Below are 24,123 nucleotides of genomic sequence, written 5' to 3'. Positions count from 1 at the left end.
AGCGTGCTCAGCCTTCCTTCACGGGGGACAGGGTGGAAAGGGTGCGGCGGCCGTTCTCGATGAAGCGCGGCACGACCTCGCCGATCCGGTCGAAGCCGGCGCCGACGGTCTGCCCGAGCGTGTAGCGGTAGTGGATGCCTTCGAGGATCACCGCGAGCTTGAAGTACGCGAACGCGGTGTACCAGGCGACCTGCGAGACGTCGCGTCCGGACCCGGCCGCGTACCGCTCGATCAGTTCGCCCGGTTCGGGGTGTCCGGGGGCGCTGCGCGTCGTGGTGACGGGCGAGTCGGGGGACTCCTCCTGCTCGCTGTACATGGCCAGCAGGCCCAGGTCGGTGAGCGGGTCGCCGAGCGTGGACATCTCCCAGTCCAGTACCGCGGCGATCCGGTCGTCCGCGCCGACCAGGACGTTGTCCAGGCGGTAGTCGCCGTGCACGACCGCGGGCGCGGGGGAGTCGGGCAGCTTCCTGCCCAGCGCCTCGTGGAGTTCGTCGATGCCGGGCAGGTCGCGGTTCCGGGACGCGGCGAGCTGCTTGCCCCAGCGGCGCAGCTGCCGCTCCAGGAAGCCGTCGGGCCGCCCGAAGTCACCCAGGCCCACCGAGTCCGGGTCGACGGCGTGCAGGTCGACGAGGGTGTCGACGAGGCGGAGCACGATGTCGCGGGTGCGCTCGGGGCCGAGCGGCCGCAGCTGCTCGGCCGTACGGTACGGAGTGCCGTCCACCAGCTCCATCACGTAGAACGGCGCCCCGATGACCTCCTCGTCCTGGCAGAGCGCGAGCGTTTCCGGCACCGGTACCCGGGTATCGTGCAGCGCGCTGATGACACGGTGCTCGCGGGCCATGTCGTGTGCGGTGGCCAGGACATGGCCGAGCGGCGGGCGGCGGACGACCCAGCGCCCCGTGCCGTCGGTGACGCGGTAGGTGAGGTTGGACCGGCCGCCCTGGACCAGCTCGGCGCTCAGCGGGCCCGCCACCAGTCCCGGGCACTCCCGGTCCAGATGGGCGCGGAGCCGCCCCAGGTCGAGGCCGGGCGGGTTGTCCTTGCTCATCGTGCGCCTCCGTGTGCTGACCGGTGGAGTGGGACCGTCCACGATCATGCCGACTAGTCGGTATGGCGTCCAGAGGGCGGAGTGAACCGGTTGGCGAGGAGGCGTGTTCCGCGCGTCACACAAGGGGGGCCGACCAGGCGGAAAAGGGGGTGCGGTGACGGACCGTGACGGGAGATCCTCTGGCACATGACCGAACTGCGCGCGCTCGCCCCGGACGGCGTCCCGATCTCCGCTCTCGACGACGGGGGCGACGGACCCACCGTGCTCGTCGTCCACCCGGGTGGCCGGGGCCCCTCCTCCTGGGACGAGGTCGCCCGCCTCCTCACCGACCACTTCCGGGTCGTCCGCATCCGGCGCCGGATCTACGAGCCCGGCGTGCGTATCGGCCGTACGCACTCGATGGCGGTCGAGGCGGCCGACGTGCTGGCGGTCGCCGGGCTGCTGCGGGAGGACGGGCCCGTACTGCTCGTCGGCCACTCCTCGGGCGCCGTCGCGGCGTTGGAGACCGCGCTGGCCGATCCGGCCCCGTTCGCGGGCGTGTTCGTGTACGACCCGCCGATACCCACCCGGTCGTTCCTCGTGGGCGAGGCGGGTCCGCGCGCCCGCGCCGCGCTGGACGCCGGCGATCCGACCGACGCGATACGCATCCACTCCCGTGCGATCACGGGCCTGCCCGACGACGCGATCGAGCAGATGCTGACGGACCCCCGCGTGCAGACGCTCATCGCCACGCACGCGGAGGCGCAGATCGTCGAGGACGAGATCATCGACGCGCTCGGCCTCGGGGTGGACCGCTACCGCGCCCTCCCCCTGCCGGTGACCCTCGTCCAGGGCGAGCTCAGCTTCCCGCATCTGCACGAGCGGGTGGCCGACCTGGCGGCCGTCCTGCCGGACTCCCGCGTGGTGACGCTCGCGGGCCAGGGCCACGGCGCGAACTCCGCCGCGCCGGAGGCACTGGCCGCGGCGATCCGCGAGACGGCGAAGGGGGCCTTCGGCTTCTGAGGGGCGCCTGGAGGGTTCGCCGCGGCCGCCCGGGACCGTGCTTACAGCACGATCGCCGCGCCCAGCCCCACCAGAATCAGCGTGCAGGCCGTCGTCAGCAGAGCCGTGCGGGCGGTCATCGTGCGCGGCGGGCCCGCCGACGGGGGTGCGGCCAGGGTGCGCATACGGGTGTGGGCCGCGGTGAGGAAGGCCAGACCGGCGAGGACCAGGAGGGCGACGAGGACGACCTCCGTACCGGTGGGCTCGAGGGTGAGCAGCACCTGGCGCCAGGCCAGTACGACGGCCACCGCGCAGGACAGCGTCGTGCGCCGCCACGCCATCCGGGTCCGCTCGGGCTGCAGCCCCGGGTCCCGGACGGGGGTCGACCCCTCTTCCGTACCGGCCATCGTCAGCCTCCCGTAGCGGCGATCGTCAGCCCCGTACCGGCCGGCATCAGCGGCTCCAGCCCAGCAGGACCACCACCGCGATGGCCACCGCCAGGAGGCCGACGCCCGCGCCCAGCAGGGACGGGAAGCGGGTGGCCGGCAGGTCCTCGCCGTGGCGCATCGCGCGCTCGCAGCGCACCCAGTGGCTGACCGAGCGCAGGGCGCACAGCGCGCCGCCCGCGAGCAGCGCCACGGTGAAGACCGTGCGCACTGTCTGGTGCAGCGACGGCAGGAACTGGTCGACCGCGAAGCCGCCGCCGATCAGCGCGAACGCCGTGCGCAGCCAGGCCAGGAACGTGCGTTCGTTGGCGAGCGAGAAGCGGTAGTCGGGGGTGGATCCCTCGTTGCGGATCCGCGCGGGCGCGAACCACAGGCGCAGGTCGGCGGCGAGCGCCCGCAGCCGGTCCGTGAAGATCATGTTTCGCACCTTATCCGGCGGCCGGCCGCCCGGCCGCCTCCCAGTCCCGCAGCCGCCGGAACGCCTCCAGGCCGTCCGGCACCCACTCCCACTCCGGCAGCCGGGCCGCCAGCTCCTCCTCCGTCAGGAACGCGTGCCAGGCGACCTCCTCCGCCTGCGGATCGACCGGCAGCGTGCAGCGCACCTCGTACACCGCCGACCACCAGGTGTGCTCCGGCGACTCGTACAGGAACCTGAACAGCGGTACGGGGCGGGGGAGTCCGCTGACGCCCAGCTCCTCCTCGGCCTCGCGCAGCGCCGCGTCGTCGTAGGACTCGCCCGCGCCGACCACCCCGCCCACGAACAGGTCGTAGTGCGCGGGGAAGATCAGCTTCTGCGCCGTGCGGCGGTGCACGAAGATCCGGTCCTGCTCGTCGCGGACCAGGATGAAGGTGGAGCGGTGCCGCAGCCGACGGGCGTACGCCTCGCCGCGCGGGGCCTGCCCCACGACCCGGTCGTGCTCGTCGACGATGTCGAGGATCTCGTCCGCGTTGCGCGGCTGCGGAGAAGCCGGCTGCTCCGGCTGCTGATCGGTCATGGGGTCATGCAATCAGACGCCCCGTCCCGCCCTCACGTACAGGTCACTGCCCCATGACGTACTTGACCGTCGGCCCCGTGGTCCAGCCGCCGTCCACCGCCAGTTCCGCGCCGGTCACGTAGGACGCGGCGTCGGAGAGCAGGTACACCACCGCGCTCGCGATCTCGTGCGGCTCGCCGACCCGGCCCATCGGGGTGTTGGGGTAGTTGCCCTCGCCCTTCTGGATGCCGACGCCGGCCGTCATCGGGGTGTAGGTCATGCCCGGGTGTACGGAGTTGACGCGGATGCGGTCCGTACCCAGCTCCACGGCGGCCACCTTGGAGAGGCCGCGCACGCCCCACTTCGATGCGCCGTAGCCGCCGGTCATGGCCAGGCCCATCAGGCCGGCCGCCGAGGAGATGTTGACGATGGAGCCCGCGCCGCGCTCCCGCATCAGGGGGATGACGGTCTTCATGCCGATGAAGACGCCGGTGAGGTTGACGTCGAGCACCTTGCGGAAGGAGTCGACCGAGAGGGTCTCCAGCGACTGGCCGGTGGCTATGCCCGCGTTGTTGACCAGCCCGTCGAGGCCGCCGAACTCCGCGACCGCGAAGTCCGCCACGCGCTGCCAGTCCTCCTCGGACGTCACGTCGTGGGTGCGGAAGCGGGCCCGGTCGCCCAGCGCCGCCGCGGTCGCCTCGCCGTCCTCCGTCAGGACGTCGGTGAGCACGACGTTCGCGCCGGCGTCGACGGCCTGCTTCGCCGCCTCGGCGCCCAGCCCGCGCGCGCCGCCGGTGATGAGAACGGTCCTGCCGGTCAGATCGGTCATCGTGCGCTCCTGTGTCGGGGAGCGGGGCGTCCCCGCTCCGGTGCGGGGGCGCGCAGCAGCGCCACCGTGGTCGTGACGAGGTCGGCGAGAAAGACGGCCTCCGTGGTGAGCGGGCGCGTGCCGTCGAGGTACTGCCGGGCCCGGTCGGAGAGCGCCGCGCCGATCAGTGTCAGCGCGAGGTCCGTGCGCTCCAGCCGGATCGCCTCGGGCAGCCCGTCGGCCGTCAGGGAAGTTTCGATCCGTTCGATGAGCTGCCAGTAGGCGGTGCCCGCGAGCGTCGGGTGCGGCGTCCGGGTACGGATGCCGCTCTCGTGGCTGAGCTGTGCGGAGATCCGCAGGCAGCGCAGTCCCCGTATGTCGGTCAGCTGCGTCGCCTCGGCCGTGACGAGCGCCTCGATCAGCTCCTCGAGGGACGGCTCGGGCAGCGCTTCGAGGAGGGGCACGAGCGCCGCTTCCGTTCGGGCCAGCCGGCCGGCCATCACCGCGTCCAGCAGGCCCGCGCGGGACCCGAAGTGGTACTGCACCGCCGACGGGTTGCCCTGGCCGGCCAGCCGCACGATGTCGCGAGTCTGGGCGCCGTCGACGCCCTGCGCCGCGAAGATCTCCTCCGCGGCGCGGATCAGCTTCTCCCGGGTCTCCGACCCCGACGTCCTCGCCATGGCGCCATATTAATGCTGGCCATTATTAAAAGCCATGCTGCTTCGTGGCTGATGCGTCACCGGTCTTTCGTGATCTTCCGAACGGGCCGTGCTGGTGGGGGCGTTGGTGGCATCTCTGGGTGCCGGACGGGGGTTGACGGGAACCACAGGTGCCGCTTTGCTGTCTGTGATCACCCCGTGTCGATCCGTTCATCGAACCTGCACATACCTGCCCCTGTGGGGGGCGCCGGAGGGAAGCCGGAGGGAAGAGCGCCGTGGAGAGACCCCTGGTATGACTCCACCGCCCCCACCCCCACCTCTGGGGCGCGCCCGCCGCAAGGCCCCCGCCGGAGTCCGTCCCGCGCTCGACGACGCCGAGCTCGCCGCGAGCCTCGACGCGCTCGCACAGGGCCGCTGGACCGCTGTCCGGGCCCTGCTCGCCGCGACCGGCGCCGACTGGGACCGCCGCGGCCACCGCCTGCTCGTCCTCGGCGCCGCCAGGACGGGCGCCGTCTGGGCCCGCGAGTGGCAGCTCGCCGAGCCCGACAGCGCCGACGCCGCCGCCTTCGTCGCGGCCGCCGCGGTCCACCGTGCCCTGCGCGGCAAGGAGTCCGCCGAGGCCGCCCGCGATCGCTGCCTGGCCGCCGCCGGGATGGCGCCCGCCGACCCCACCCCCTGGCTCGCGCAGCTCCTCCTGGCGCGCGCCACCGGCACCCCCGATGAACGCGAGCACGCCTTCGACCAGGTTCGCGCCCGGCATCCGGGCCACCACCACGCCCACCACCTGATGGCCGCCTGTCTCGCCGAACACCAGCCGGGCGACGCCGACGACCCGCTGCACCAGGTGTACGACTTCGCCGCCTGGGCCGCCGAGCAGGCCCCCGCCGACTCCCCGCTGGCCGTCCTGCCCGTCGTCGCCCACACCGAGCGCTACCGCGTGCTGGCCGCCGCGGGGCTGGAGCCCGCCGACCCCGCGGCGTCCGGGCACTGGGCCACCCGCCGCGCCCGCCAGGCCATGAAGGCCGCCTTCGACTGGTGGCTGGAGTGGGCGGGCGCCCACGAGGGTGCCCACGCGGGCCGTACCGGGGGCGCCACCGGCCACCCGCGCGGCATGGTCGACCTGAACTTCCTCGCCCACGCCAAGTACTGCGAAGGGCGGCTGGCCGAGGCCGCCGCCCTCTTCCACCGCATCGGCCCGCACGTCACCGCCGAGCCCTGGGGTTACCCCGACCGTGACCCGGCGCGCGCCTTCCGGGCCGCCCGCGACCTGGCCCTGCGCGCCACCTGATCCCGCCCGTCCCCGAAAGGACCGTTCCGCCATGCCCACCGGCAGTACGCACGAGATCAGCACCTTCAAGGGGCAGGATCGCGCCCTGCGCGCCGGCCGCATCGGCACCCCCGGCCTCCTGCTGTCCGTACTGGCCGCCAGCGCCCCGCTGATGGCCGTGGCCGGCGTCATGGTGACCACGTACCAGGTCATGGGCATCGTCGGACAGCCGCTGCTGTTCGTCATCCTCGGCGTGGTGATGGCGCTGTTCAGCGTGGGATACGCCGAGATGAGCCGGCACGTGCACAACGCCGGTGCCTTCTATGCGTACATCGCCAGGGGCCTGGGCGGTACCGCGGGCACCGCCGCGTCCTTCGTGGCGCTCGCCGCCTACAGCGCCCTCCAGGTCGGCATCTACGGCATCTTCGGCTTCGAATTCGCCGCCCTGCTCGGCGCGTTCTTCGGCGTCACCGTCGTGTGGTGGGTCCCCGCGGTCCTGGCCGTCCTGCTCGTCGGCGCCCTCGGCGCACTGAAGATCGACCTCAACGCGAAGGTGCTGGGCGTCCTGCTTCTCATAGAGGTCGCCCTCATTGTGGTCTTCGACCTCGCCTTCGCCGCCCAGCCCGGACCGCAGGGCCTCTCGCTGCACGCCTTCGACCCCACGACCCTCGGGGGCGCAGGCCTCGGTACGGCCCTGTGCTTCGCCGTCGCCGGCTTCCTCGGCTTCGAACAGGCCCCGGTGTACGCGGAGGAGACCAGCCGCCCTGGCACCGTCGTGGCCCGCGTGATGTTCCTCGCCGTCGGCTTCTCCGCGGTCTTCTTCGCCCTCAGCTCCTGGCTGATCGGCGTGGCCACCGGCCCGGACCACGTCGTCGCCACCGCGGGCAAGGAGGGCCCCGGCCTGATCTTCGCGCTCGCCGAGCCCCGCCTCGGCGGCCTCTTCACCGACGTCCTGCACGTCTTCTTCGTGACCGGCATCTTCGCCTCGATGCTCAGCTTCCACAACGTCGTGGCCCGCTACGCCTTCGCCATGGGCCGCGAGGGCCTGCTGCCCGCCGCCCTCGGCCGCACCTCGAAGGCCAGCGGCGCGCCGGCCCTCGGGTCGTTCCTGCAGACCGTCGTCTCGCTGCTCGTCGTCGTGGCGTTCGCCGTCACCGACCGCGCGCCCACGGGCGACCCCACCACCCCGGTACTGAGGCTCTTCACCTGGGGCGGCAACCTCGGCGCCCTCGGGGTCATCGCCCTGATGGCCACCGCATGCGCCGCGGTCATCGCCTTCTTCGTACGCCGCGGCGCCGGCCGCGCCCAGGCCGGGCGGCTCACCGCCGCCGCCGTCGCCGGGCTCGCCCTGCTGGTCGTCCTGGTCTACGCGGTCAAGGACTTCGGCGTCCTGGTCGGCGCCGGAACGGGCTCCGCGCTGAGCTGGCTGCTGCCGGCCCTCATCGGCCTCGCGGCGGTCGTGGGACTCGTGTACGGACGCGTACTGCGCGCCACCCGCCCCGCGGTGCACGCCCGGATCGGGCTGGGCAACGAGGCGTTCCAACTGGAGAAGGCGGCCGCCGACGGGGCGCCGGGCACGGAGCCGGGGCGCGGCCTCGTCAGCCCTCCAGGGACGCGCTGACGCGGCGGGAGACCTTAATGGCGTACAGGTCCAGGATGCCGGGCGGCTCGGCGAGGCCGGGGCCGCCCGCCCGTATCCACGCGGCGATGTCCGCCAGCGCCTCGTCGTCGTTGACCAGGCCCAGCCATACGGGGCGGCCGCCCGCCGCGCGCCCCTCGGGGGACGGCTGGACCACGACCACGTTCGCCTGGTCGCAGACGTCCAGGCACTCCGAAGCGCGCACCGGGGCAGCGCCGTCCAGGGCCGCGCGCAGCCGCGGGATCTGGCCCGCGTGGTCGACGCCGGGAATCTTGCCCGCGTCACCGCAGCAGCAGCCGCGGCACACCGTGACACGGCAGGAGGCGGCCTGGGCGGCGGGGCGGCGGGAACGCTTGTTGATCACCCGTCCATCGTACGGGGCGCCGGTGCCGCTCCGTAGGGCCCACGGGTGTGGCCCTCAACTCGCGGTGACAACAGGGCCTTTGGGGTAGGACCGCTGGCATGACTGACACTGATACGCACACCGGCTCCGGCGCTGCCCCCTCTGGTGCGGCGACGCAGATACCCGGCCCCAAGGGGCTGCCGCTCCTCGGGTCGATGTTCGAACTGCAGCAGGACTCCCTGGGGGCGTTCCTGCGGGCCCGCCGCGACCACGGTGACGTGGTGCGGGTGTCGGCGGGGCCGCCCGGCCTGCGGACGGTCCTGCACGGCGTCTTCTCCGCCGAGGGCGCGCAGCAGGTGCTCGCCACGGAGTCGGCGAACTTCCGCAAGGACAACCCGTTCTACGAAGAGGTCCGGGCCGCCTTCGGCAACGGCCTGCTGACCAGCCAGGACGCCGACTATCTGCGGCAGCGGCGGCTGGTGCAGCCGCTCTTCACCAAGCGCAGGGTGGACGGGTACGCCGACGCGATCGCCCAGGAGGGCGGCGCGGTCGTTGAACGATGGGGCGAGCAGCCGACCGTCGACCTCGTCGGCGAGATGAGCCGGCTCGCGCTGCGCACGGTCGCGCGCATCCTCTTCGGGGCCGACGTGGAGGCCGCCGTAGAGGTCATCCACCGCTCCTTCCCCGTGATCAACTCCTACGCCCTGAGCCGTGCGTACGCCCCGGTGAACGTGCCGCGCGAGTGGCCGACTCCCGGTAACCGCCGCGCGATGGCCGCGATCGCGGAGGTGTACGCGGTCTGCGACCGGATCATCGCCGAGCGCCGCGCGGCCCCCGAGGGCCCGGTCGGCGACGACCTGCTCACCCTTCTCGCGCAGGCCGGCAGCGAGGAGGACGGCAGCCTGGACGCGACCGAGATCCGCGACCAGGTACTGGTCTTCCTCCTCGCGGGGCACGAGACCACCGCGACGTCCATGGCCTTCACACTGCACCTGCTGTCGCGCCACCCGGAGGAGCAGGCGCGCGCCCGGCAGGAGGCCGACGAGGTACTGGGCGACAGCGCGCCCACCGCCGCTGACCTGGAGCGGCTGCCGTATCTGACGCGGGTGCTCAAGGAGGGCATGCGGCTCTACCCGGCCGCTCCGGTGATCGGCCGCCGGGCCGTCGCGGACACGGAGATCGGCGGCTACCGCATCCGGGCGGGCTCGGACGTCGTGGTCGCCCCCTGGGTGACGCACCGCAACCCGGACCTGTGGGAGGACCCGGAGCGCTTCGACCCCGAGCGGTTCACGCCGGAGCGGGAGGCCGCGCGGCACCGGTACGCGTGGTTCCCGTTCGGCGGCGGTCCGCGGGCCTGCATCGGCCAGCACTTCTCGATGCTGGAGTCGGTACTGGCGCTGGCGACGCTGCTGCGGGGATACGAGCTGGAGGCGGCGGACGACGCCGAGGTACCGGTCGCCGCGGGCATCACCCTGCAGGCCAAGGGCCCGGCGCGGGTCCGGCTGCGGCCGCGCCGAAAGCCTCTCGCGTAAACGCAACGAAAATAGTGTTTGCGTTTTCGCCGCGGTCGGCGTAGCGTCTTTCCCGGCCCCATTGCCGTCGATTGGAGAAGGCCGTTGCTCGTCTGAGGTCCTGAGACACCGCGCTGGTCCAGCGCATCGTGACCCGACCTCGGCGTGCCATCGTGCCCACGACGGCCGTCCGGCCGCCCGCGTACACCTCCGTGTGCGCGAGATGTGTACGGCAGTTCCGTACGCATCCTCGGCGGCCGGCACCTTCACGGTCCCCCGCACCAGCGGTGTCTCCCTGTGCTGCTCCAACAGCCCACCCCCTTGCCTTCAGGAGACCCGTATGTCTACGTCCTCACACTCCGGCCCCGCCGCCTCCGTCGTCTGCACCGGCCTGACCTTCGCCTGGCCCGACGGCACGACCGTCCTGGGCGACTTCCAGCTCACCATCGGCCCCGGCCGCACGGGCCTCATCGGCCTCAACGGCGCAGGAAAATCAACCCTGTTGAAGCTCATCGCCGGCGAGCTGACGCCGGCCGCAGGCAGCATCAAGGCCACCGGCGACATCGGCTACCTCCCGCAGAACCTCACGCTGGACACCACTCTCCCGGTCGACGAAGTACTGGGCATCGCCCGCACCCGTGCGGCGCTGCACGCCATCGAGGGCGGCGACGCGAGCGAGGCCCACTTCACCGCCGTCGGCGACGACTGGGACGTCGAGGAGCGCGCCCGCGCCACCCTCGACCAGCTCGGCCTGCACGGCATCGAGCTGGACCGCACCCTGGGCGAGGTGTCCGGCGGCGAGTCCGTCCTCCTGCGGCTGGCCGCACTGCTGCTGCGCCGCCCGGACGTGCTCCTCCTGGACGAGCCGACGAACAACCTCGACCGCCGGGCCCGCGCCCGGCTGCACGAAGCGGTCGAGCGCTGGTCCGGCGTGCTGGTCGTGGTCAGCCACGACCGGGAGCTGCTGGAGCTGGTCGACCAGATCGCCGACTTCCGGGCCGGCGAGGTCCACTGGTACGGCGGCAACTTCAGCGCGTACGAAGCGGCCCTCGCCGTCGAGCAGGAGGCGGCCGAGCGCATGGTGCGGGTCGCCGAGGCGGACGTCCAGCGCCAGCGCCGCGAGCTGACCGACGCCCACGTCAAACTGGCCCGCCGGGTGCGTTACGGCAACAAGATGTCCGCCAACAAGCGCGAGCCGAAGATCATCATGAACGAGCGCAAGCGCCAGGCCCAGGTCTCGGCAGGCAAGCATCGGATCATGCACACCGAGAAGCTCAAGGAGGCAAAGGAACGGCTCAGCGAAGCGGCCGAGGCGGTCCGCGACGACGACGCGATCCGCATCGACCTGCCGTACACCGCCGTGCCGCCGGGCCGCGGCGTGCTCACGCTCCAGGGCCTGACGACCCGCTGCGGCACCCGCGTCGACCTGGAGCTGCGCGGCCCCGAGCGGCTCGCCCTCACGGGACCCAACGGCTCCGGCAAGACGACACTGCTCCGTACGGTCACCGGGGAGCTCGCCCCGGCGGCGGGCGAGGCGACGGTCCACGTACCGCACCGCTTCCTGCCCCAGCGCCTGGACGTGCTCGACGACCGGCTGACCGTCGCGGAGAACGTCGCCCGCTTCGCCCCGCAGGCCACCCCCAACCACGTACGGGCCCAGCTGGCCCGCTTCCTCTTCAAGGGCGCCCGCGCCGACCAGCCGGCCGCCACCCTCTCCGGCGGGGAACGCTTCCGGGCGACCCTCGCCGCCCTCATGCTCGCCGAGCCGGCGCCGCAGCTCCTGCTCCTCGACGAGCCCACCAACAACCTCGACCTGGCGTCCGTGCGCCAGCTGGTCACCGCCCTCGACGCATACGAAGGAGCCCTGATCGTGGTGAGCCACGACGAACGATTCCTGGCAGAGGCGGGCATCACCCGCACGCTGGACCTGGGCAGCCCGCCCCAGGACCCGGCCATACCCGCGGAGTAGCGGCTTCAGAAGTGGTGGAGCAGCTCCGTGAACGCGGAGAGCCGCAGCACCCTCTCGTCCGCCGGGTCCAGCTCGCTGTGCTCCAGCACCCACGTGTTGTCGTTCGGGATGAACACCGCGTTCATCCCGGCGGCACGCGCGGGGAGGATGTCCGACTTGGGGGAGTTGCCGACCATCCAGGCCGACTCCGGCGTCAGCGCGTACTCCCGCGCCAGATTCCGGTAGGTGCCGACGTCCTTCTCCGCGACGATGTGCACCCCGCGGAAGTGATGCGCCAGCGCGGAGTTGTCCACCTTCCGCCGCTGCTCCTCCGCGTCGCCCTTGGTCAGCAGCAGCAACTCGTGCCGCCCCGCCAGCTCGGCGAGGGTGGCGGCGACCCCGGGGATCAGCTCCACGGTGCTGCCGTTGAAGGACGCCGCCCAGGCCGCGATCCGCGCCAGCTCCGCCGCGGTGGCGTCCCGGCCGTGCAGCTGGGCAAGGCACTCGCTCAGGCTGCGCAGGAACACCTTGCTGCCGTAGCCGTGCACCTCGGCGTTGGCCGCCTCGACGGCGTCCAGTGCCGCACGCACACCGTCCCGCCCGAGCCGCAGCCCGACCTCGGGGTCTGTCATCCAGTCCAGGAATTCGTCGATGATCCGCTCGAAGATGACGTTGTTCTCCCAGAGCGTGTCATCCGCGTCAAAGATCAGTACCTTCTCCGTGCCGCCCAACGCCGTTCCTCCCGCGCACAAGCCGTCCGTCATCCGTCCGACCGCGCGCAGTAGTGAGCGCACCCGGCCCGGCGCACGGGGATTTCGGCGGGGCGGTGCACGCCGCCGCATACGGCGGAGGGCCGGCCGAGTATCGACTCGACCGGCCCTCACCGCACTGTGGTGTCCGAGGGGGGACTTGAACCCCCACGCCCGATAAAGGGCACTAGCACCTCAAGCTAGCGCGTCTGCCATTCCGCCACCCGGACAAGGTGTCTGTCGGGCGGGCCGCCTGGGCCGTTCCGACGTGGAAAACCATAGCAAACATTTGGGGGTGGTCGATCACGCGCTCGGCCGGGGCGCTCTGGAGCCCGTGCCGGCGCGGGCCTGTGACCAGCGTGTGTCGGGGGTATTGCGGCCTTGGGTGCGGGCCGGGGGAGAGGGAGGATGGCAGCAGACCCCGCCGCGGTGACCGCGCGTACAGGTGCGAGCCGCGGCCGTGAAGCATGAGGAGGCAGCGTGAGCGAGTCGAAGCCCGCACCGGACACGACGAGGCCGGTACCGGCCGTCACCGGCGAGGACGAGGTCGTCGATCTGTGCCGCGACCTGATCCGGATGGACACGAGCAACTACGGCGATCACTCGGGCCCGGGGGAGCGCGTGGCCGCCGAGTACGTCGCGGAGAAGCTCGCCGAGGTCGGGCTGGAGCCGCAGATCTTCGAGTCGCACAAGGGGCGCGCCTCCACCGTGGCCCGTATCCAGGGCGAGGACCCCTCGCGCCCCGCGCTGCTGATCCACGGGCACACGGACGTCGTGCCGGCCAATGCCGCGGACTGGACGCACCACCCGTTCTCGGGAGAGATCGTGGACGGGTGCGTGTGGGGCCGCGGCGCCGTCGACATGAAGGACATGGACGCGATGACGCTGGCGGTCGTCCGCGACCGGCTGCGTACGGGCCGTAAGCCCCCGCGGGACATCGTGCTGGCGTTCCTCGCGGACGAGGAGGCCGGCGGTGTGTACGGAGCGGGCCACCTCGTCCGGGAGCACCCGGAGCTGTTCGAGGGCGTCACGGAGGCGATCAGCGAGGTCGGCGGCTTCTCGTTCACCGTCAACGAGAACCTGCGGCTCTACCTCGTCGAGACGGCCCAGAAAGGCATGGACTGGATGAAGCTGACCGTGGACGGCACGGCCGGCCACGGTTCGATGATCCACAAGGACAACGCGATCACCGAGCTGTCCGAGGCGGTCGCGCGGCTGGGGCGGTACGAGTTCCCGGTGCGGGTGACCAAGACGCTGCGGCACTTCCTCGACGAGCTCTCGGACGCGCTGGGCACCGAGCTCGACCCGGAGAACATGGACGAGACGCTCGCCAAGCTCGGCGGCATCGCCAAGCTCATCGGCGCCTCGCTGCGGAACACCGCCAATCCGACGCAGCTGGGGGCGGGGTACAAGGTCAACGTCATCCCCGGGCAGGCCACCGCGCACGTCGACGGGCGCTTCCTGCCGGGGTACGAGGAGGAGTTCCACGCCGACCTGGACCGGATTCTCGGGCCGCGGGTCAGGCGCGAGCCCATCCACGCGGACAAGGCGCTGGAGACCACCTTCGACGGCGCCCTCGTGGACGCCATGCAGACCGCGCTGCGGGCCGAGGACCCGATCGCGAAGGCCGTGCCGTACATGCTCTCCGCGGGTACGGACGCGAAGCACTTCGACAACCTCGGCATCCGCGGCTTCGGGTTCGCGCCGCTGAAGCTGCCGCCGGAGCTGGACTTCGCGGGGATGTTCCACGGCGTGGACGAGCGGGTGCCGGTGGATGCCCTCAAGTTCGGTACGCGGGTGCTCGACCGGTTCATCGAGCTGAGCTGAGGCCGCGCGGCGACCAGGGGCGAGGCCGCCGCGGCGACCGGAGCCGAGGTCGCGTGGGGCGGCGCCGTCGCCCCCCGCGCGTCAACCCGGGTCAGCCTTTCGTGAGCACTTAACTGAAAAGAGTGAATGAAACCATAGGCTCGTAGCTTCAATACATCTTCCTCGTTACATGGAGTGCGGCCCGAAGTTTGCGGCCGCATTGCCTACAAGGAGGAAAAATGATCAAGAAGGTCGTCGCTGCTGCGGCTGCTGCTGGTGGTCTGATGCTCGCGGGTGCGGGTCTGGCCGTCGCCGACTCGGGTGCGCAGGGTGCTGCCCTCAATTCGCCCGGTGTCCTTTCCGGCAACACCGTTCAGGTGCCGGTCCACGTTCCGGTGAACGCCTGCGGCAACACGATCTCCGTGATCGGGCTGCTGAACCCCGCCTTCGGCAACACCTGCGTCAACGACTGACGTTGAGCATCACCCCGATGAGGGCGTGATCCCGCTCGGCCCCGCAGCGCGTGCCATGCGCTCCGGGGCCGACGGGCTTTCGACGGACGGGCACCCACGACCGTCCGTCCCGGCGGACAAGAACCCACGCTTCGTCCGCCCTTCGAAAAGCAAAAAGGGGAAGGGACGACCTATGCGTAAGGTCGCGAGAAAAAGCCTGATCACCGTGGTGGCCGCGAGTGGTGCGCTCGCCGTTTCCGGCGGTTACGCACACGCGGATTCGGGCACGAGCGGCGCGGCCGCTCATTCACCGGGGGTGCTGTCGGGGAATACGGTCCAGGTCCCGGTCCACGTCCCGGTCAATGCGTGCGGGAACACCGTCAATGTCGTCGGCCTGCTCAATCCGGCCGCGGGGAACAGCTGTGGGAACGGCTCCGGCGGCGGAGCGCACGGCTCCGGCCCGAGCGCCGAGGCGAAGGGCGGTACCCACGACTCCCCGGGCGTCGGCTCGGGGAACAGCGTGCAGGTGTCCGTGGACATCCCGATCAACGCCTGCGGTAACAGCGCGAACGTCGTGGGCGCCCTCAACCCCGCCACGGGTGCCGAATGCGGCGACGACGCGTCCTCGACGCCGCCGTCCCGCCCCGGCGAGCCCAAGCCCCCGGGCGGTCCGGAGTCGCCGGGCGGTCCGGAGTCGCCGGGCCCGTCCCAGCCGCCGGGCGACGACACGCCCCCGTCGCACGAGCCGGGCGATTCGGGCGGACCGGGATCGACGCAGCCTGGCGGCGACGAGGGCCCGGACCTGCACCCGCAGACCCCGCCGCGCTCGCACGAGGAGATCGTCACCACGCCCGCGGCCGACGCCCCGCCCGCCGCGGACGAACAGCTGGCGCAGACGGGCACGGGCCCGGTGGGGGTGCTCCTGCCGGCCGGCGCTGCCCTGCTCGGCGCGGGCGTCCTCGTGTACCGCAAGGCCCGTACGGCGGGAGGGGCGCGGGGTTAGCCGGGGTAGCCGCGAGGGGTGCCGCCGACGGGTGCCGCCGAGGAGCGATTATCGGCCGCCGCGCGTGCGGAATCGGCCGTTCTCGGTGGGACGGCAGGCGGATCATTCCCGGACCGGGTAATTCCGCGAAGCGGCACAAAACCGGAGGAAAGCCTGCGCTTTACGGTGCTGCCCCGCCCTCGGTGTTCCGGGGCGGGGCGGCATTCACGCCCCGTCCGACCCGGCGGTCGGGGCGTCACCGGACCCCGTACGGGCCCGTGTCACCAGGTCGCGCGAATCTGGCGGATGATCCGGCGGCGCAGCCGCACCTTGCGGCTGCCGTCGGGATTCAGGCGGAGGCGGTCCAACTCCCAGTGTCCGTACTCGGCGTGGTCTGTCAGCAAGCGTGTGGCGGCCTTGCGGGAGACCCCCCGCGGCACATACACATCGCAGAATTCATATTCCGGCATCGCATCTATTGTGCGGGACCGGCCCGGGTACGGATAGCGTCTGCACTATGTCTGATGCTGCGCAGCCCTCCGCTGCCGAGGTACGTGCCGCCGCCGAGGCGGTCAAAGCCGCGCTGGACCGTCACCTCGACGCGGTGGAACGCCGCTCGGGTGAGGACGATGCCGCCGTTTACGCCGCGTTCGACGAGCTGGCCGCGGCGGCCGAGGCGTACGACGAGCTGCTCTACGAAACCTACGACGAGGTCACGCCGTTCGAGATCCCCGGCAGCGACGGGCTGCCCGCGTACGCGGGGCCCGAGGAGCCGAGCGCGCTCAGCGTGCTGATCCGCCGGGACTACACCGTCGTGGAGCCGCAGCGGCTGCTGTCGCAGGCGCAGCGCATCGCCGATCTCGACCCCGGCTCGGCCACGGAACCGGGCGCCGCGCAGAGCCCGTCCAGGCCCGGCGGGAACGCGGCGGCCGCCGTGGTCGGCAGCAGCGTGCACGCGGCGCTCGGCGTGCTCTTCGGGGAGTACGAGCCGGACGAAATCGCCTCCCGGCACAAGGAGTTCGGCCTGGAGGAAGGCGACTCCACGCTGTGGGTGGCGGCCGCGGAGGAACCGCCGGAGCCGGGCGAATGGCTCGCCGCCCCCTTCGAGCAGGCCGACCCGCAGCACGTCGTCTGCCGCTTCGACGTCAGCTCCGTCTTCGACGAAGAGCTGGACTTCGAGGACGAGTCCGATGAGGACGTCGAGGACGTGGCGGACGACGAGGACGTTGAGGACGACGAAGACGTGGTCGTGGTCGTGGCCTCGGACGAGGACGAGGACGTGGACGCGGAGGGGGACGAGGGCGCGAACGGGACCCGGCGGGGCAACGGGAGCGGCCGGGGCGGGGCCGCGGCCGATCCCGAGCTGGAGGTCATGGACCGGGAGCGCTGAGGGCCGGGGGCCGGGCCGCCCCGGGCCGGGGCTCGGGGCGGCAGCCCTGCGCGCCCCGGAGCCCCGCCGCGGCGGCCGGGCTCCGGGGCGGCGGGCTCAGGAGGCGTCCGCCTGCCACTGGGCCTGCTGCAGATTGAGGAGGGTGCGCAGGCGGGTCGTGCGGTCCTTGGCCGGGATTTCGGCGACCGCGCGGAGGAGCGCCTGGTCGGCGCCCTGGACCACGGACAGATGGCGCTCGCCGCGGCCGAAGGCGGTGTAGACCCAGGAGCGGGTCAGCCCCGGGGCCGCGTCGCCCGGCACCACGACCACGGCCGCCGGCCAGCGCATTCCCGCGGCCTGGTGGGCGGTGAGCGCCCAGCCGTGCCGCAGCGCCCCGCCCGCCACCTCGTCACGGGGCACGACGACGGGGGCGCCGCCGCAGTCCAGATGCAGCCCGTCCGCGTCCGCGCCGGTGACCTGGCCCGGCACCGTACGGCCGGGAGCCGGGCTGTATGCCACCCGGTCGCCGGGGTCGAAGCCGCCGAACTTGCCCGGGCCGGGATTCAGCCGCTCCTTGAGCACGGCGTTGAGCGCGCGGGTGCCCGCGGCGCCGCCGTGCCCCACGGTGATGACCTGCGTTTCCGCCGTCGGTACGCCGATCGCGCGCGGTACCGAATCGGCGACCAGCTGGACCGTACGGTGCACCGCCTCGCCGGCGTCCCGCACCGGAACCATCACGACCTCCTTCTCCGGCGCCTCGACCTCCGACAGCTCGCCGATGCCGATGCCGGAGACCAGCTCGCCGATGGGGCCGAAGTCGGGGGTACGGGAGGCGACCTGCGGGCAGCAGCGGGCGGCGAGCAGGTCGGCGAAGAGCCGGCCGGGGCCGGCGGACCACAGCACACCGGGGTCGCCGCTGAGGACGAGGCGGGTGCCGTCGGCCAGCGACTCGATGAGCAGCGCGGCGGTCTCCAGGTCCAGCTGCGGCGCGTCGAGCACGACGAGCAGGTCGAGGGCGAGCGAGCCGTCCGCGTCCCGGCCGGGGCCTTCGCGGCCGGCCAGCAGGCCGCCGAGCGTGACGGCGGCGGGCTGCCCGGCGGCTGCCGCGGGGGCGGGCGCTGCCGGTACGCCGGAGGCGTCGTACTGCGCGGTGGCCTCGGCGACGAGGTCGGCGAGCCGGCGGCGGCCGTCCGCGGTGTGGGTGGCGCCGACGGCCCGCAGGCCGAGTGCGCGGGTCGCGGCGATCAGCGCGGCGGGCTCGGCGCGGGCGGCCTCGCCGCCGGTGTGCGCGACCAGGCCGCTGTGCGCGGCGGCCCTGATGAGCTCGCCTGCGGAGGACGAGGGCGCGGCCGCGGCGACGGCCTCCCAGCGTGCGGCCGAGACCCGCGGCGGGCGCGGGGCGATGTCGGCTGTGCCGGGAGCGGGGGCGTCCGTGGGGGCGGTGTCCGGGGCGGTGGCGTCCGTGTCGGTACCGGCTTCCGCTGCCAGGTCCACGTCCACCTCGGCGTCCACCTCCTCGGTCCCCTCCGGGCCCGCCTCCGTGGGCGCTTCGGCGTCGGCGGACGCGGACGTGGACGCATTCGCTTCCGCTTCCGCGTCCGTCTCCGGGACCGGCTCGAAGGTGTTGAGCAGGCGGGAGAGGCCGTCCGCGACGCTCTCCTCGGCCATCGCGAAGCGGTCGAGGCCGAACAGGAGCCGGACGGGCCGCTCCTCGTCGTCCTCGGCGTCCGCCGGGCGCGGCGGTGCCGATGGATCGTCCAGGGCGTCCTGGAACACCAGCACCTCGCCCTCGGCGATCGCCGTCTGCAGGGCCTCGTCCGGGTCGGGAACGGCCCGCGCTGCCAGCGCGGCGCGCAGGGCGCTCGCTTCCAGCGCTGAGTGGCCCGCCAGCGCGGCCTGCTCCAGCAGCCAGCCGATCAGGGCCTGGCCACGGCGCTCGTCGCCCGGGCCGCACTCGGGGCCGAGCAGGGCGCGGGCGAAGGTGTCGGCCTGCTCCGGCCGCACGCCCGCGACGGCCAGCAGCCGCCAGGGGTCCTCGCGCAGCGTCTCGCCGGCCTGCTCGCCGAGCGCCCGTACGGCCTTATCGGCCAGCGCCTCGGGAGCGCCGCCCGCCGCGAGGACCTGGCGCGCCCCGTCGATCCCGGGGGCGAGGGACCCGCTCAGCGCCGCCCGCGCCCCGGCGCCGTGCGGGCCGGGCCCCTGCGTCCCGGGCCCCTGTGGGCCGCCCGGCCGTGCCGCCCCCTGCTGGCCGCCGCCAGAAGCAGCATCGGGGCCGTACGCGCCACCCGTCGGCCCGCCGTCCGCACGTGCCGGCCCGCTGGCGCCCGGCACAGCCCCCGGTCCGGCAGCCGAAGCCGCAGCCGTACCGGGCCCCTGCCCGGCCGGCGGCGTGCCACCGCTCGCCACGGGACGCCCCCCGGGCGCGGCACCGGCTCCACCGCCCGGGCCAGCCGGAGCTCCGGATGCCCCCGAGGCACCCGGAGCCGCCGCCCTGCCCGCCGCGTCCCGCCCCGTCGGAGCCGGGCCGCGCGGTGCCTCGTTGAAGAAGGACGCCGCCGACCGCTCGCCGCTCTCCACGGCCCGCACGGCGGCCGCCAGCGCGGCGGCCGAGGCCTTGCTCCCGGCCGCACCGCCGGCGCCCGCACCAGCTGCACCGCCGGCGGACGCGGGGCCCGCGTCATCGCCCTCGGGCCGCGGGCCGCCAGCGCCCGCCGGGGCCGGTGGCTCCGGGGCCTCGGCAGGGGCGGGGGCGCCGGTGGGGTGGTCGGTGTTCACAGGGTGCTCCAGTCGTGGTCGGGGTAGCGGTGCACGGGCGCGGAGACGTCGTCCAGTGCACGCCGGATCTCGTCAGGAAGACTAAGGGTCTCCACTGACAATGCCGCTCTGAGCTGCTGCGCCGTGCGTGCGCCGACGATCGGTGCGGTCACGCCGGGGCGGTCCCGGAGCCAGCACAGCGCGACCTGGAGCGGGGTGACGGCGAGGCCGTCCGCCGCCGTGGCGACCGCGTCGACGATCCGGCCGGCGGCGTCGTCGAGATACGGCGCCACGAAGGGCGCGAGGTGTTCGGACGCGCCACGCGAGTCGGGCGGCGTGGCGTGCCGGTACTTGCCCGTGAGGACGCCGCGGCCGAGCGGGGAGGAGGGCAGCAGCCCCAGCCCGAGGTCCAGCGCGGCCGGCAGCACCTCGCGCTCGACGCCGCGCTGAAGGAGGGAGTACTCCATCTGCGCGCTCGCCAGCCGGGCGCGCACGGCCGGCGCCGCCAGCTGCCAGGTGGCGGCCTTGGCGAGCTGCCAGCCGGAGAAGTTCGCGACGCCGACATAGCGCGCGCGGCCGCTGCTGACGGCGGTGTCGAGGGCCTGGAGCGTCTCCTCCAGCGGCGTGTCCGGGTCGAAGGCGTGCACCTGCCAGAGGTCGACGTAGTCGGTGCCGAGGCGCTCCAGGGAGTCGTCGAGCGCGGCGAGGAGATGGCGGCGCGAGCCGTCGACCCTGCGGTCCGCCTCCAGGACGCTGCCGGCCTTGGTCGCGATGACCAGGTCGCGGCGGGGCACCATGCCCTCCACGAGGCGGCCCAAGAGATACTCGGCGCCGCCGTCGGCATAGACGTCGGCGGTGTCGACGAGGGTGCCGCCCGCCTCCCAGAACGTCTTGAGCTGGTCGGCGGCGTCACGGTCGTCCGTGTCGCGCGCCCACGTCAGCGTGCCCAGGCCGAGACGGGACACGCGCAGGCCGGTGCGGCCGAGGTGCCTTTGCTCCATGAACCCTGAGATTACTGGCCCGTCCGGGACTTGCGGGGACCTGTGGACAACCCGCACCGCGGCGGCGGCCGGTGCACGTCTTACGCACGGCACAGAGCCCGCGTTACAGTCCCCGAGCAGCATCATTACCGATGAGTAATTCGAGTGAGGGAGCCGCATGAAGCTCGGGATCAACCTCGGCTACTGGGGTGCCGGCATGGACGGGGACAACCTCGCCGTGGCACAGGAGGCCGACCGGCTCGGGTACGCGGTCTGCTGGGCGGCGGAGGCGTACGGCTCCGACGGGCCGACCGTGCTCTCCTGGGTCGCCGCGCAGACGGAGCGGATCGACGTCGGGTCGGCGATCTTCCAGATCCCGGCGCGTACGCCCGCCATGACGGCCATGACCGCCGCGACGCTGGACTCGCTCTCCAACGGCCGCTTCCGGCTCGGGCTCGGCGTCTCGGGGCCGCAGGTCTCCGAAGGCTGGTACGGCGTGAAGTTCGACAAGCCGCTGGCGCGCACCCGGGAGTACGTGGAGATCGTACGGAAGGCGATGTCCCGGGAGCGGCTGACCTACGAGGGACGGCACTGGACGCTGCCGCTGCCCGGCGGGCCGGGCAAGCCGATCAAGCTCACGGTGCACCCGAAGCGCGAGCGCGTCCCGCTCTACATCGCGGCGATCGGCCCGAAGAACCTGGAGCAGACGGGCGAGATCGCCGACGGCGCGCTGCTGATCTTCCCGGCCGCCGAGCACCTTCAGGACACGGCGATCTCGCACCTCCGGGCGGGGCGCGAGAAGGCCGGGCTCACGATGGAGGGCTTCGACGTCTGCCCGACGCTGCCCATCGCCGTCGGCGAGGACAAGGATGTGCAGGCGCTCGCCGACACCTTCCGCCCGTACACCGCGCTCTACGTGGGCGGCATGGGCAGCCGCAAGCAGAACTTCTACAACCAGCTGGCGCGGCGGATGGGCTACGAGCAGGCGGCCACGGAGATCCAGGAGAAGTACCTGGCCGGGGAGAAGGACGCGGCGGCGGCCGCCGTCCCGCACGAGCTCATCGACTCCACCACCCTGCTCGGCTCGGTGGAGCGGATCGCGGAGCGGATGCAGGCGTATGCGGCGGCCGGCGTGACCACGCTGACGCTGTCGCCCGCGGGCTTCACGCTGGAGGAGCGGATCGCCGCGCTGCGGGCCGGCACGGAGGCGCTGGAGCGGGCCGGGCTGGCCTGAGAACCCGTCGGAGGCAGGGGAACGGCCCTGGGGGCGGGAGGCGGCCCCAGGGCCGGAGGGCTGCGGCCGTGGTGGGGGCTCGGGGGTCTTCCCCGCCACGGCCGTCACACAGCACAACGCGCCGACGCCTGCGGTGGTTACGCCCCGTGCACCGCCCTGTGGTCCATCGTTCGGGCGAGTTCAGCGGCCTCCGTGTTGCCGGGGACGGCACAGCGCACTTGACTTTTCCTTTGCGGGTGTCCTGTTCGAGGTGGCGTCCTGGAGGTCCGTCGATGCTCACGGCGAAGAGTCTGTTCCAAGAAATCCTGGACCACGACGAGTCCTTCCGGCTGTTCTGTTCCATCGCCGCGAGCGGCGAGTCGCAGGGCGGCTGGGAGAACGGGCGGATCGCCGCGCTGGTCCCCGAGAGCCAGCGCACGATGGCCCCGAAGGTCGCCCGGCACGGCGCGGACGAGGAGAAGCACGGCCGGATCTTCAACGCCCTGCTGCGCCGCCGCGGGCTGCAGGCCGTCGCGGTCCCCGCGGCCGCCGACTACACGATGCTCCTGGAGCGCCGCGGCATCGGGCTCGCACACGAGAAGCTGCAGCGCGACGAGCCGCTGACGGAGGCCGACATCGTCGCCTACCTGGCGCACAGCCGGGTCACCGAGCAGCGGGCCGCCGAGCAGATGGCGATGCTCAAGAAGTACTTCGGCGACCATCCGGAGGTGGGCAAGGCGGTCCGGATGATCGCCAGGGACGAGGACAACCACCTCGCGTACTGCCACGAGGAGCTGCTGCGGCTGTCCGGTGCCGGGCACGGCGAGGAGATCCGGCGGATCCTGCGGGAGAGCGTGCGGGCCGAGATCGCCGTCTACCGGGACGTCAGCCTGGCCGTGATGGAGCGGATGGGGCACATCCTGCGCTGGCCCCGCGCGAAGCGGGCGCTGCTCACGGCCGGCATCCACGCCGTGTACGCGTACGAGCGGGCGCACGGCTGGCGGCGCATGGTCGGCCTGCGGATGCCCGAGAAGCTGGACGCGCTGGGCGGTCCCGCCCCGTCGGCCCCGGAATTCGCCTGACCCGCCCCTACAGCCACTCGCGCCGTTTGAAGAGGCGGTACAGCCCCACTTCGAGGGCGGCCATGACCAGCAGGCACGCCGGATAGCCGAAGGTCCACTTCAGCTCGGGCATGTGCTCGAAGTTCATGCCGTAGATGCCCGCGATCATGGTCGGTACGGCGGCGAGCGCGGCCCACGCCGAGATCTTGCGCATGTCGTCGTTCTGCCGCACGCCCATCTGCGCCAGGTGCGCCGAGAGGATGTCCGACAGCAGCCGGTCCATGCCCTCCACGGACTCGTTGGCCCGCGTGAGGTGGTCGTCCACGTCGCGGAAGAAGGGCCGCGCCTGGTCGTGCACGAACGGTACGCCCGGGTTCTGCAGACGTGCCATCGGCTCGGCCAACGGCCCCGTGGCGCGCCGGAATTCCAGTACCTCACGCTTGAAGGCGTAGATGGTCTGCGCGGTGCTCCGGGTGCTTCCGCCGCCCTTGGTGTCCGGGCCGACCGGCGCGAAGACGGCGGCCTCCAACTCCTCCAGGTCGAGCTGGAGTTCCGCGGCCACGTCGATGTAGTGGTCGACCACCGCGTCGCTGACCGCGTACAGGACCGACGTCGGGCCCTTCTCCAGGACCTCGGGTTCGTGTTCCAGACGCGCGCGTACGGAGGCCAGCGGGCTGCCTTCGCCGTGCCGCACGGTGACGACGAAGGAGTCCCCTATGAAGAGCATCAGCTCGCCCGAACTGATGCTGCCGTCGGAGTCGTCGTACAGGATCGGCTTCAGCACCATGAACAGCGAGTCGTCGTACACCTCCAGCTTCGGCCGCTGATGGGCCTTGAGTGCGTCCTCCACGGCCAGCGGGTGGAGCCCGAACTCCTCGCTGACCTGCTCGAACTCCTCCTCGGTCGGCTCGTGCATGCCGAGCCACAGAAAGGAGTGCCCCTCCGCTCGGGCTTCGTCGAGCGCGGTGGAGTATCCCGCCGGCTTCTCGATCCGCCGGCCGTTCCGGTAGATGGCACAATCCACGATCACACGGGGCATTCTCGCTGCCGGGCGCCGCTCCTGCCAGAGCGGCCACCGGGGCGGCCCGCCCTCCGCTCGCCCCACAGGCCCCGTGCTCCGCTCGCCCCGTAGA

The 24,123-nt window shown here is 72.9% G+C and carries 23 protein-coding genes and 1 tRNA gene; 11 read left to right on the top strand and 13 right to left on the bottom strand.

What is annotated here, in order from left to right; translation table 11 throughout:
* Window positions 1-7: 7 nt before the first annotated feature.
* On the bottom strand, window positions 8-1,048 hold the full coding sequence (locus IF04_RS0106330; RefSeq protein WP_030252159.1) for a phosphotransferase family protein: 1,041 nt from the start codon (window positions 1,046-1,048) through the stop codon (window positions 8-10).
* Window positions 1,049-1,234: 186 nt separating this feature from the next.
* Between IF04_RS0106330 and IF04_RS0106325 the strand changes: the two genes are divergently transcribed.
* Entirely contained in the window at window positions 1,235-2,050 is an 816-nt protein-coding gene (locus IF04_RS0106325) for an alpha/beta fold hydrolase (RefSeq protein WP_051830737.1), read from the top strand.
* 41 nt (window positions 2,051-2,091) lie between these two features.
* Here IF04_RS0106325 and IF04_RS0106320 read toward each other — a convergent pair whose 3' ends face one another.
* The 5 genes from IF04_RS0106320 to IF04_RS0106300 are packed head-to-tail and all read right to left on the bottom strand — an operon-like array spanning window position 2,092 to window position 4,937.
* Window positions 2,092-2,436, bottom strand: a complete 345-nt coding sequence (locus tag IF04_RS0106320; protein ID WP_030252154.1) for a DUF202 domain-containing protein — start codon at window positions 2,434-2,436, stop codon at window positions 2,092-2,094.
* A gap of 46 nt (window positions 2,437-2,482) precedes the next feature.
* A complete protein-coding gene (locus IF04_RS0106315; RefSeq protein WP_051830735.1) occupies window positions 2,483-2,893 on the bottom strand; it encodes a YidH family protein in 411 nt (136 codons plus the stop codon).
* 10 nt (window positions 2,894-2,903) lie between these two features.
* Entirely contained in the window at window positions 2,904-3,470 is a 567-nt protein-coding gene (locus IF04_RS0106310) for an NUDIX hydrolase (protein WP_030252149.1), read from the bottom strand.
* A gap of 43 nt (window positions 3,471-3,513) precedes the next feature.
* Entirely contained in the window at window positions 3,514-4,278 is a 765-nt protein-coding gene (locus IF04_RS0106305; RefSeq protein ID WP_030252147.1) for a glucose 1-dehydrogenase, read from the bottom strand.
* Window positions 4,275-4,937, bottom strand: a complete 663-nt coding sequence (locus tag IF04_RS0106300; protein WP_030252144.1) for a TetR/AcrR family transcriptional regulator — start codon at window positions 4,935-4,937, stop codon at window positions 4,275-4,277. Before IF04_RS0106300 ends, IF04_RS0106305 begins: the two co-directional genes overlap by 4 nt.
* A gap of 271 nt (window positions 4,938-5,208) precedes the next feature.
* On the opposite strand from IF04_RS0106300, the gene IF04_RS0106295 reads away from it, so the two are divergent.
* Window positions 5,209-6,204, top strand: a complete 996-nt coding sequence (locus IF04_RS0106295; protein ID WP_030252142.1) for a hypothetical protein — start codon at window positions 5,209-5,211, stop codon at window positions 6,202-6,204.
* Between the two features lie 31 nt (window positions 6,205-6,235).
* Window positions 6,236-7,804 (top strand): APC family permease, encoded by a 1,569-nt coding sequence (locus IF04_RS0106290; RefSeq protein ID WP_051830733.1) that lies wholly within the window; start codon window positions 6,236-6,238, stop codon window positions 7,802-7,804.
* Here the strand turns inward: IF04_RS0106290 and IF04_RS0106285 are convergent.
* The gene (locus IF04_RS0106285) at window positions 7,782-8,183 is read right to left on the bottom strand and encodes a hypothetical protein (protein ID WP_030252137.1); all 402 of its coding nucleotides are present in this window, start codon (window positions 8,181-8,183) and stop codon (window positions 7,782-7,784) included. The two genes, IF04_RS0106290 and IF04_RS0106285, sit on opposite strands and share 23 nt — an antisense overlap.
* Window positions 8,184-8,284: 101 nt before the next feature.
* On the opposite strand from IF04_RS0106285, the gene IF04_RS0106280 reads away from it, so the two are divergent.
* Together IF04_RS0106280 and IF04_RS0106275 are read left to right on the top strand one after the other, a co-directional pair.
* Window positions 8,285-9,697, top strand: coding sequence for a cytochrome P450 (locus IF04_RS0106280; protein ID WP_037958334.1), 1,413 nt, complete (start codon window positions 8,285-8,287; stop codon window positions 9,695-9,697).
* Window positions 9,698-10,016: 319 nt separating this feature from the next.
* The gene (locus tag IF04_RS0106275) at window positions 10,017-11,645 is read left to right on the top strand and encodes an ABC-F family ATP-binding cassette domain-containing protein (RefSeq protein ID WP_030252131.1); all 1,629 of its coding nucleotides are present in this window, start codon (window positions 10,017-10,019) and stop codon (window positions 11,643-11,645) included.
* A gap of 5 nt (window positions 11,646-11,650) precedes the next feature.
* Here IF04_RS0106275 and IF04_RS0106270 read toward each other — a convergent pair whose 3' ends face one another.
* Window positions 11,651-12,388: an HAD family hydrolase gene (locus IF04_RS0106270; protein ID WP_051830731.1), complete on the bottom strand. Its 738-nt coding sequence runs from the start codon at window positions 12,386-12,388 to the stop codon at window positions 11,651-11,653.
* Window positions 12,389-12,515: 127 nt separating this feature from the next.
* Window positions 12,516-12,603, bottom strand: a tRNA-Leu gene (locus tag IF04_RS0106265).
* A gap of 250 nt (window positions 12,604-12,853) precedes the next feature.
* On the opposite strand from IF04_RS0106265, the gene IF04_RS0106260 reads away from it, so the two are divergent.
* The 3 genes from IF04_RS0106260 to IF04_RS0106250 all read left to right on the top strand — a co-directional run bounded on the left by IF04_RS0106260 (window position 12,854) and on the right by IF04_RS0106250 (window position 15,634).
* Window positions 12,854-14,200 (top strand): M20/M25/M40 family metallo-hydrolase, encoded by a 1,347-nt coding sequence (locus tag IF04_RS0106260; protein ID WP_030252128.1) that lies wholly within the window; start codon window positions 12,854-12,856, stop codon window positions 14,198-14,200.
* Between the two features lie 218 nt (window positions 14,201-14,418).
* The gene (gene chpH, locus IF04_RS0106255; RefSeq protein ID WP_030252125.1) at window positions 14,419-14,652 is read left to right on the top strand and encodes a chaplin ChpH; all 234 of its coding nucleotides are present in this window, start codon (window positions 14,419-14,421) and stop codon (window positions 14,650-14,652) included.
* Between the two features lie 172 nt (window positions 14,653-14,824).
* Window positions 14,825-15,634, top strand: coding sequence for a chaplin (locus IF04_RS0106250; protein ID WP_030252123.1), 810 nt, complete (start codon window positions 14,825-14,827; stop codon window positions 15,632-15,634).
* A gap of 260 nt (window positions 15,635-15,894) precedes the next feature.
* On the opposite strand, the gene IF04_RS0106245 is transcribed toward IF04_RS0106250, so the two are convergent.
* Window positions 15,895-16,083 carry a DUF5703 family protein gene (locus tag IF04_RS0106245; RefSeq protein ID WP_030252120.1) on the bottom strand — a complete coding sequence of 63 codons (189 nt, stop codon included), beginning with the start codon at window positions 16,081-16,083 and terminating at the stop codon, window positions 15,895-15,897.
* A 47-nt stretch (window positions 16,084-16,130) separates the two neighbouring features.
* Here IF04_RS0106245 and IF04_RS0106240 point away from each other — a divergent pair, with 47 nt between their 5' ends.
* The gene (locus tag IF04_RS0106240; protein WP_106975544.1) at window positions 16,131-17,003 is read left to right on the top strand and encodes a hypothetical protein; all 873 of its coding nucleotides are present in this window, start codon (window positions 16,131-16,133) and stop codon (window positions 17,001-17,003) included.
* A 96-nt stretch (window positions 17,004-17,099) separates the two neighbouring features.
* On the opposite strand, the gene IF04_RS35525 is transcribed toward IF04_RS0106240, so the two are convergent.
* Entirely contained in the window at window positions 17,100-19,769 is a 2,670-nt protein-coding gene (locus tag IF04_RS35525) for a helix-hairpin-helix domain-containing protein (protein WP_211259771.1), read from the bottom strand.
* Complete coding sequence (locus IF04_RS0106230; protein WP_030252113.1) at window positions 19,754-20,737, bottom strand: aldo/keto reductase; 984 nt, start codon at window positions 20,735-20,737, stop codon at window positions 19,754-19,756. Before IF04_RS0106230 ends, IF04_RS35525 begins: the two co-directional genes overlap by 16 nt.
* A 157-nt stretch (window positions 20,738-20,894) precedes the next feature.
* Between IF04_RS0106230 and IF04_RS0106225 the strand changes: the two genes are divergently transcribed.
* Both IF04_RS0106225 and IF04_RS0106220 read left to right on the top strand, forming a co-directional pair.
* On the top strand, window positions 20,895-21,950 hold the full coding sequence (locus IF04_RS0106225; RefSeq protein WP_030252109.1) for an LLM class F420-dependent oxidoreductase: 1,056 nt from the start codon (window positions 20,895-20,897) through the stop codon (window positions 21,948-21,950).
* Window positions 21,951-22,222: 272 nt separating this feature from the next.
* Window positions 22,223-23,011: a hypothetical protein gene (locus IF04_RS0106220; protein WP_030252106.1), complete on the top strand. Its 789-nt coding sequence runs from the start codon at window positions 22,223-22,225 to the stop codon at window positions 23,009-23,011.
* 7 nt (window positions 23,012-23,018) lie between these two features.
* Here the strand turns inward: IF04_RS0106220 and corA are convergent, their stop codons facing one another.
* Entirely contained in the window at window positions 23,019-24,029 is a 1,011-nt protein-coding gene (gene corA / locus IF04_RS0106215; RefSeq protein ID WP_030252102.1) for a magnesium/cobalt transporter CorA, read from the bottom strand.
* Window positions 24,030-24,123: the final 94 nt, after the last annotated feature.

This window comes from Streptomyces violens (genome assembly GCF_000717745.1).
GTDB classification, from domain to species: domain Bacteria; phylum Actinomycetota; class Actinomycetes; order Streptomycetales; family Streptomycetaceae; genus Streptomyces; species Streptomyces violens.
The sequence above is the reverse complement of the archived record's forward strand: the minus strand, read 5'-3'. Positions and strand labels throughout refer to the sequence as shown.

Coding starts and splice junctions, on each gene's coding strand:
- IF04_RS0106300 (WP_030252144.1), bottom strand. CDS start 4,937: ATGGCGAGGACGTCGGGGTCGGAGACCCGGGAGAAGCTGATCCGCGCC.
- IF04_RS0106315 (WP_051830735.1), bottom strand. CDS start 2,893: ATGATCTTCACGGACCGGCTGCGGGCGCTCGCCGCCGACCTGCGCCTG.
- IF04_RS0106275 (WP_030252131.1), top strand. CDS start 10,017: ATGTCTACGTCCTCACACTCCGGCCCCGCCGCCTCCGTCGTCTGCACC.
- IF04_RS0106325 (WP_051830737.1), top strand. CDS start 1,235: ATGACCGAACTGCGCGCGCTCGCCCCGGACGGCGTCCCGATCTCCGCT.
- IF04_RS0106230 (WP_030252113.1), bottom strand. CDS start 20,737: ATGGAGCAAAGGCACCTCGGCCGCACCGGCCTGCGCGTGTCCCGTCTC.
- IF04_RS0106310 (WP_030252149.1), bottom strand. CDS start 3,470: ATGACCGATCAGCAGCCGGAGCAGCCGGCTTCTCCGCAGCCGCGCAAC.
- IF04_RS0106270 (WP_051830731.1), bottom strand. CDS start 12,388: ATGACGGACGGCTTGTGCGCGGGAGGAACGGCGTTGGGCGGCACGGAG.
- IF04_RS0106220 (WP_030252106.1), top strand. CDS start 22,223: ATGCTCACGGCGAAGAGTCTGTTCCAAGAAATCCTGGACCACGACGAG.
- IF04_RS0106240 (WP_106975544.1), top strand. CDS start 16,131: ATGTCTGATGCTGCGCAGCCCTCCGCTGCCGAGGTACGTGCCGCCGCC.
- IF04_RS0106250 (WP_030252123.1), top strand. CDS start 14,825: ATGCGTAAGGTCGCGAGAAAAAGCCTGATCACCGTGGTGGCCGCGAGT.
- IF04_RS0106245 (WP_030252120.1), bottom strand. CDS start 16,083: ATGCCGGAATATGAATTCTGCGATGTGTATGTGCCGCGGGGGGTCTCC.
- IF04_RS0106330 (WP_030252159.1), bottom strand. CDS start 1,048: ATGAGCAAGGACAACCCGCCCGGCCTCGACCTGGGGCGGCTCCGCGCC.
- IF04_RS0106290 (WP_051830733.1), top strand. CDS start 6,236: ATGCCCACCGGCAGTACGCACGAGATCAGCACCTTCAAGGGGCAGGAT.
- corA (WP_030252102.1), bottom strand. CDS start 24,029: ATGCCCCGTGTGATCGTGGATTGTGCCATCTACCGGAACGGCCGGCGG.
- IF04_RS0106295 (WP_030252142.1), top strand. CDS start 5,209: ATGACTCCACCGCCCCCACCCCCACCTCTGGGGCGCGCCCGCCGCAAG.
- IF04_RS0106225 (WP_030252109.1), top strand. CDS start 20,895: ATGAAGCTCGGGATCAACCTCGGCTACTGGGGTGCCGGCATGGACGGG.
- chpH (WP_030252125.1), top strand. CDS start 14,419: ATGATCAAGAAGGTCGTCGCTGCTGCGGCTGCTGCTGGTGGTCTGATG.
- IF04_RS0106305 (WP_030252147.1), bottom strand. CDS start 4,278: ATGACCGATCTGACCGGCAGGACCGTTCTCATCACCGGCGGCGCGCGC.
- IF04_RS0106280 (WP_037958334.1), top strand. CDS start 8,285: ATGACTGACACTGATACGCACACCGGCTCCGGCGCTGCCCCCTCTGGT.
- IF04_RS0106320 (WP_030252154.1), bottom strand. CDS start 2,436: ATGGCCGGTACGGAAGAGGGGTCGACCCCCGTCCGGGACCCGGGGCTG.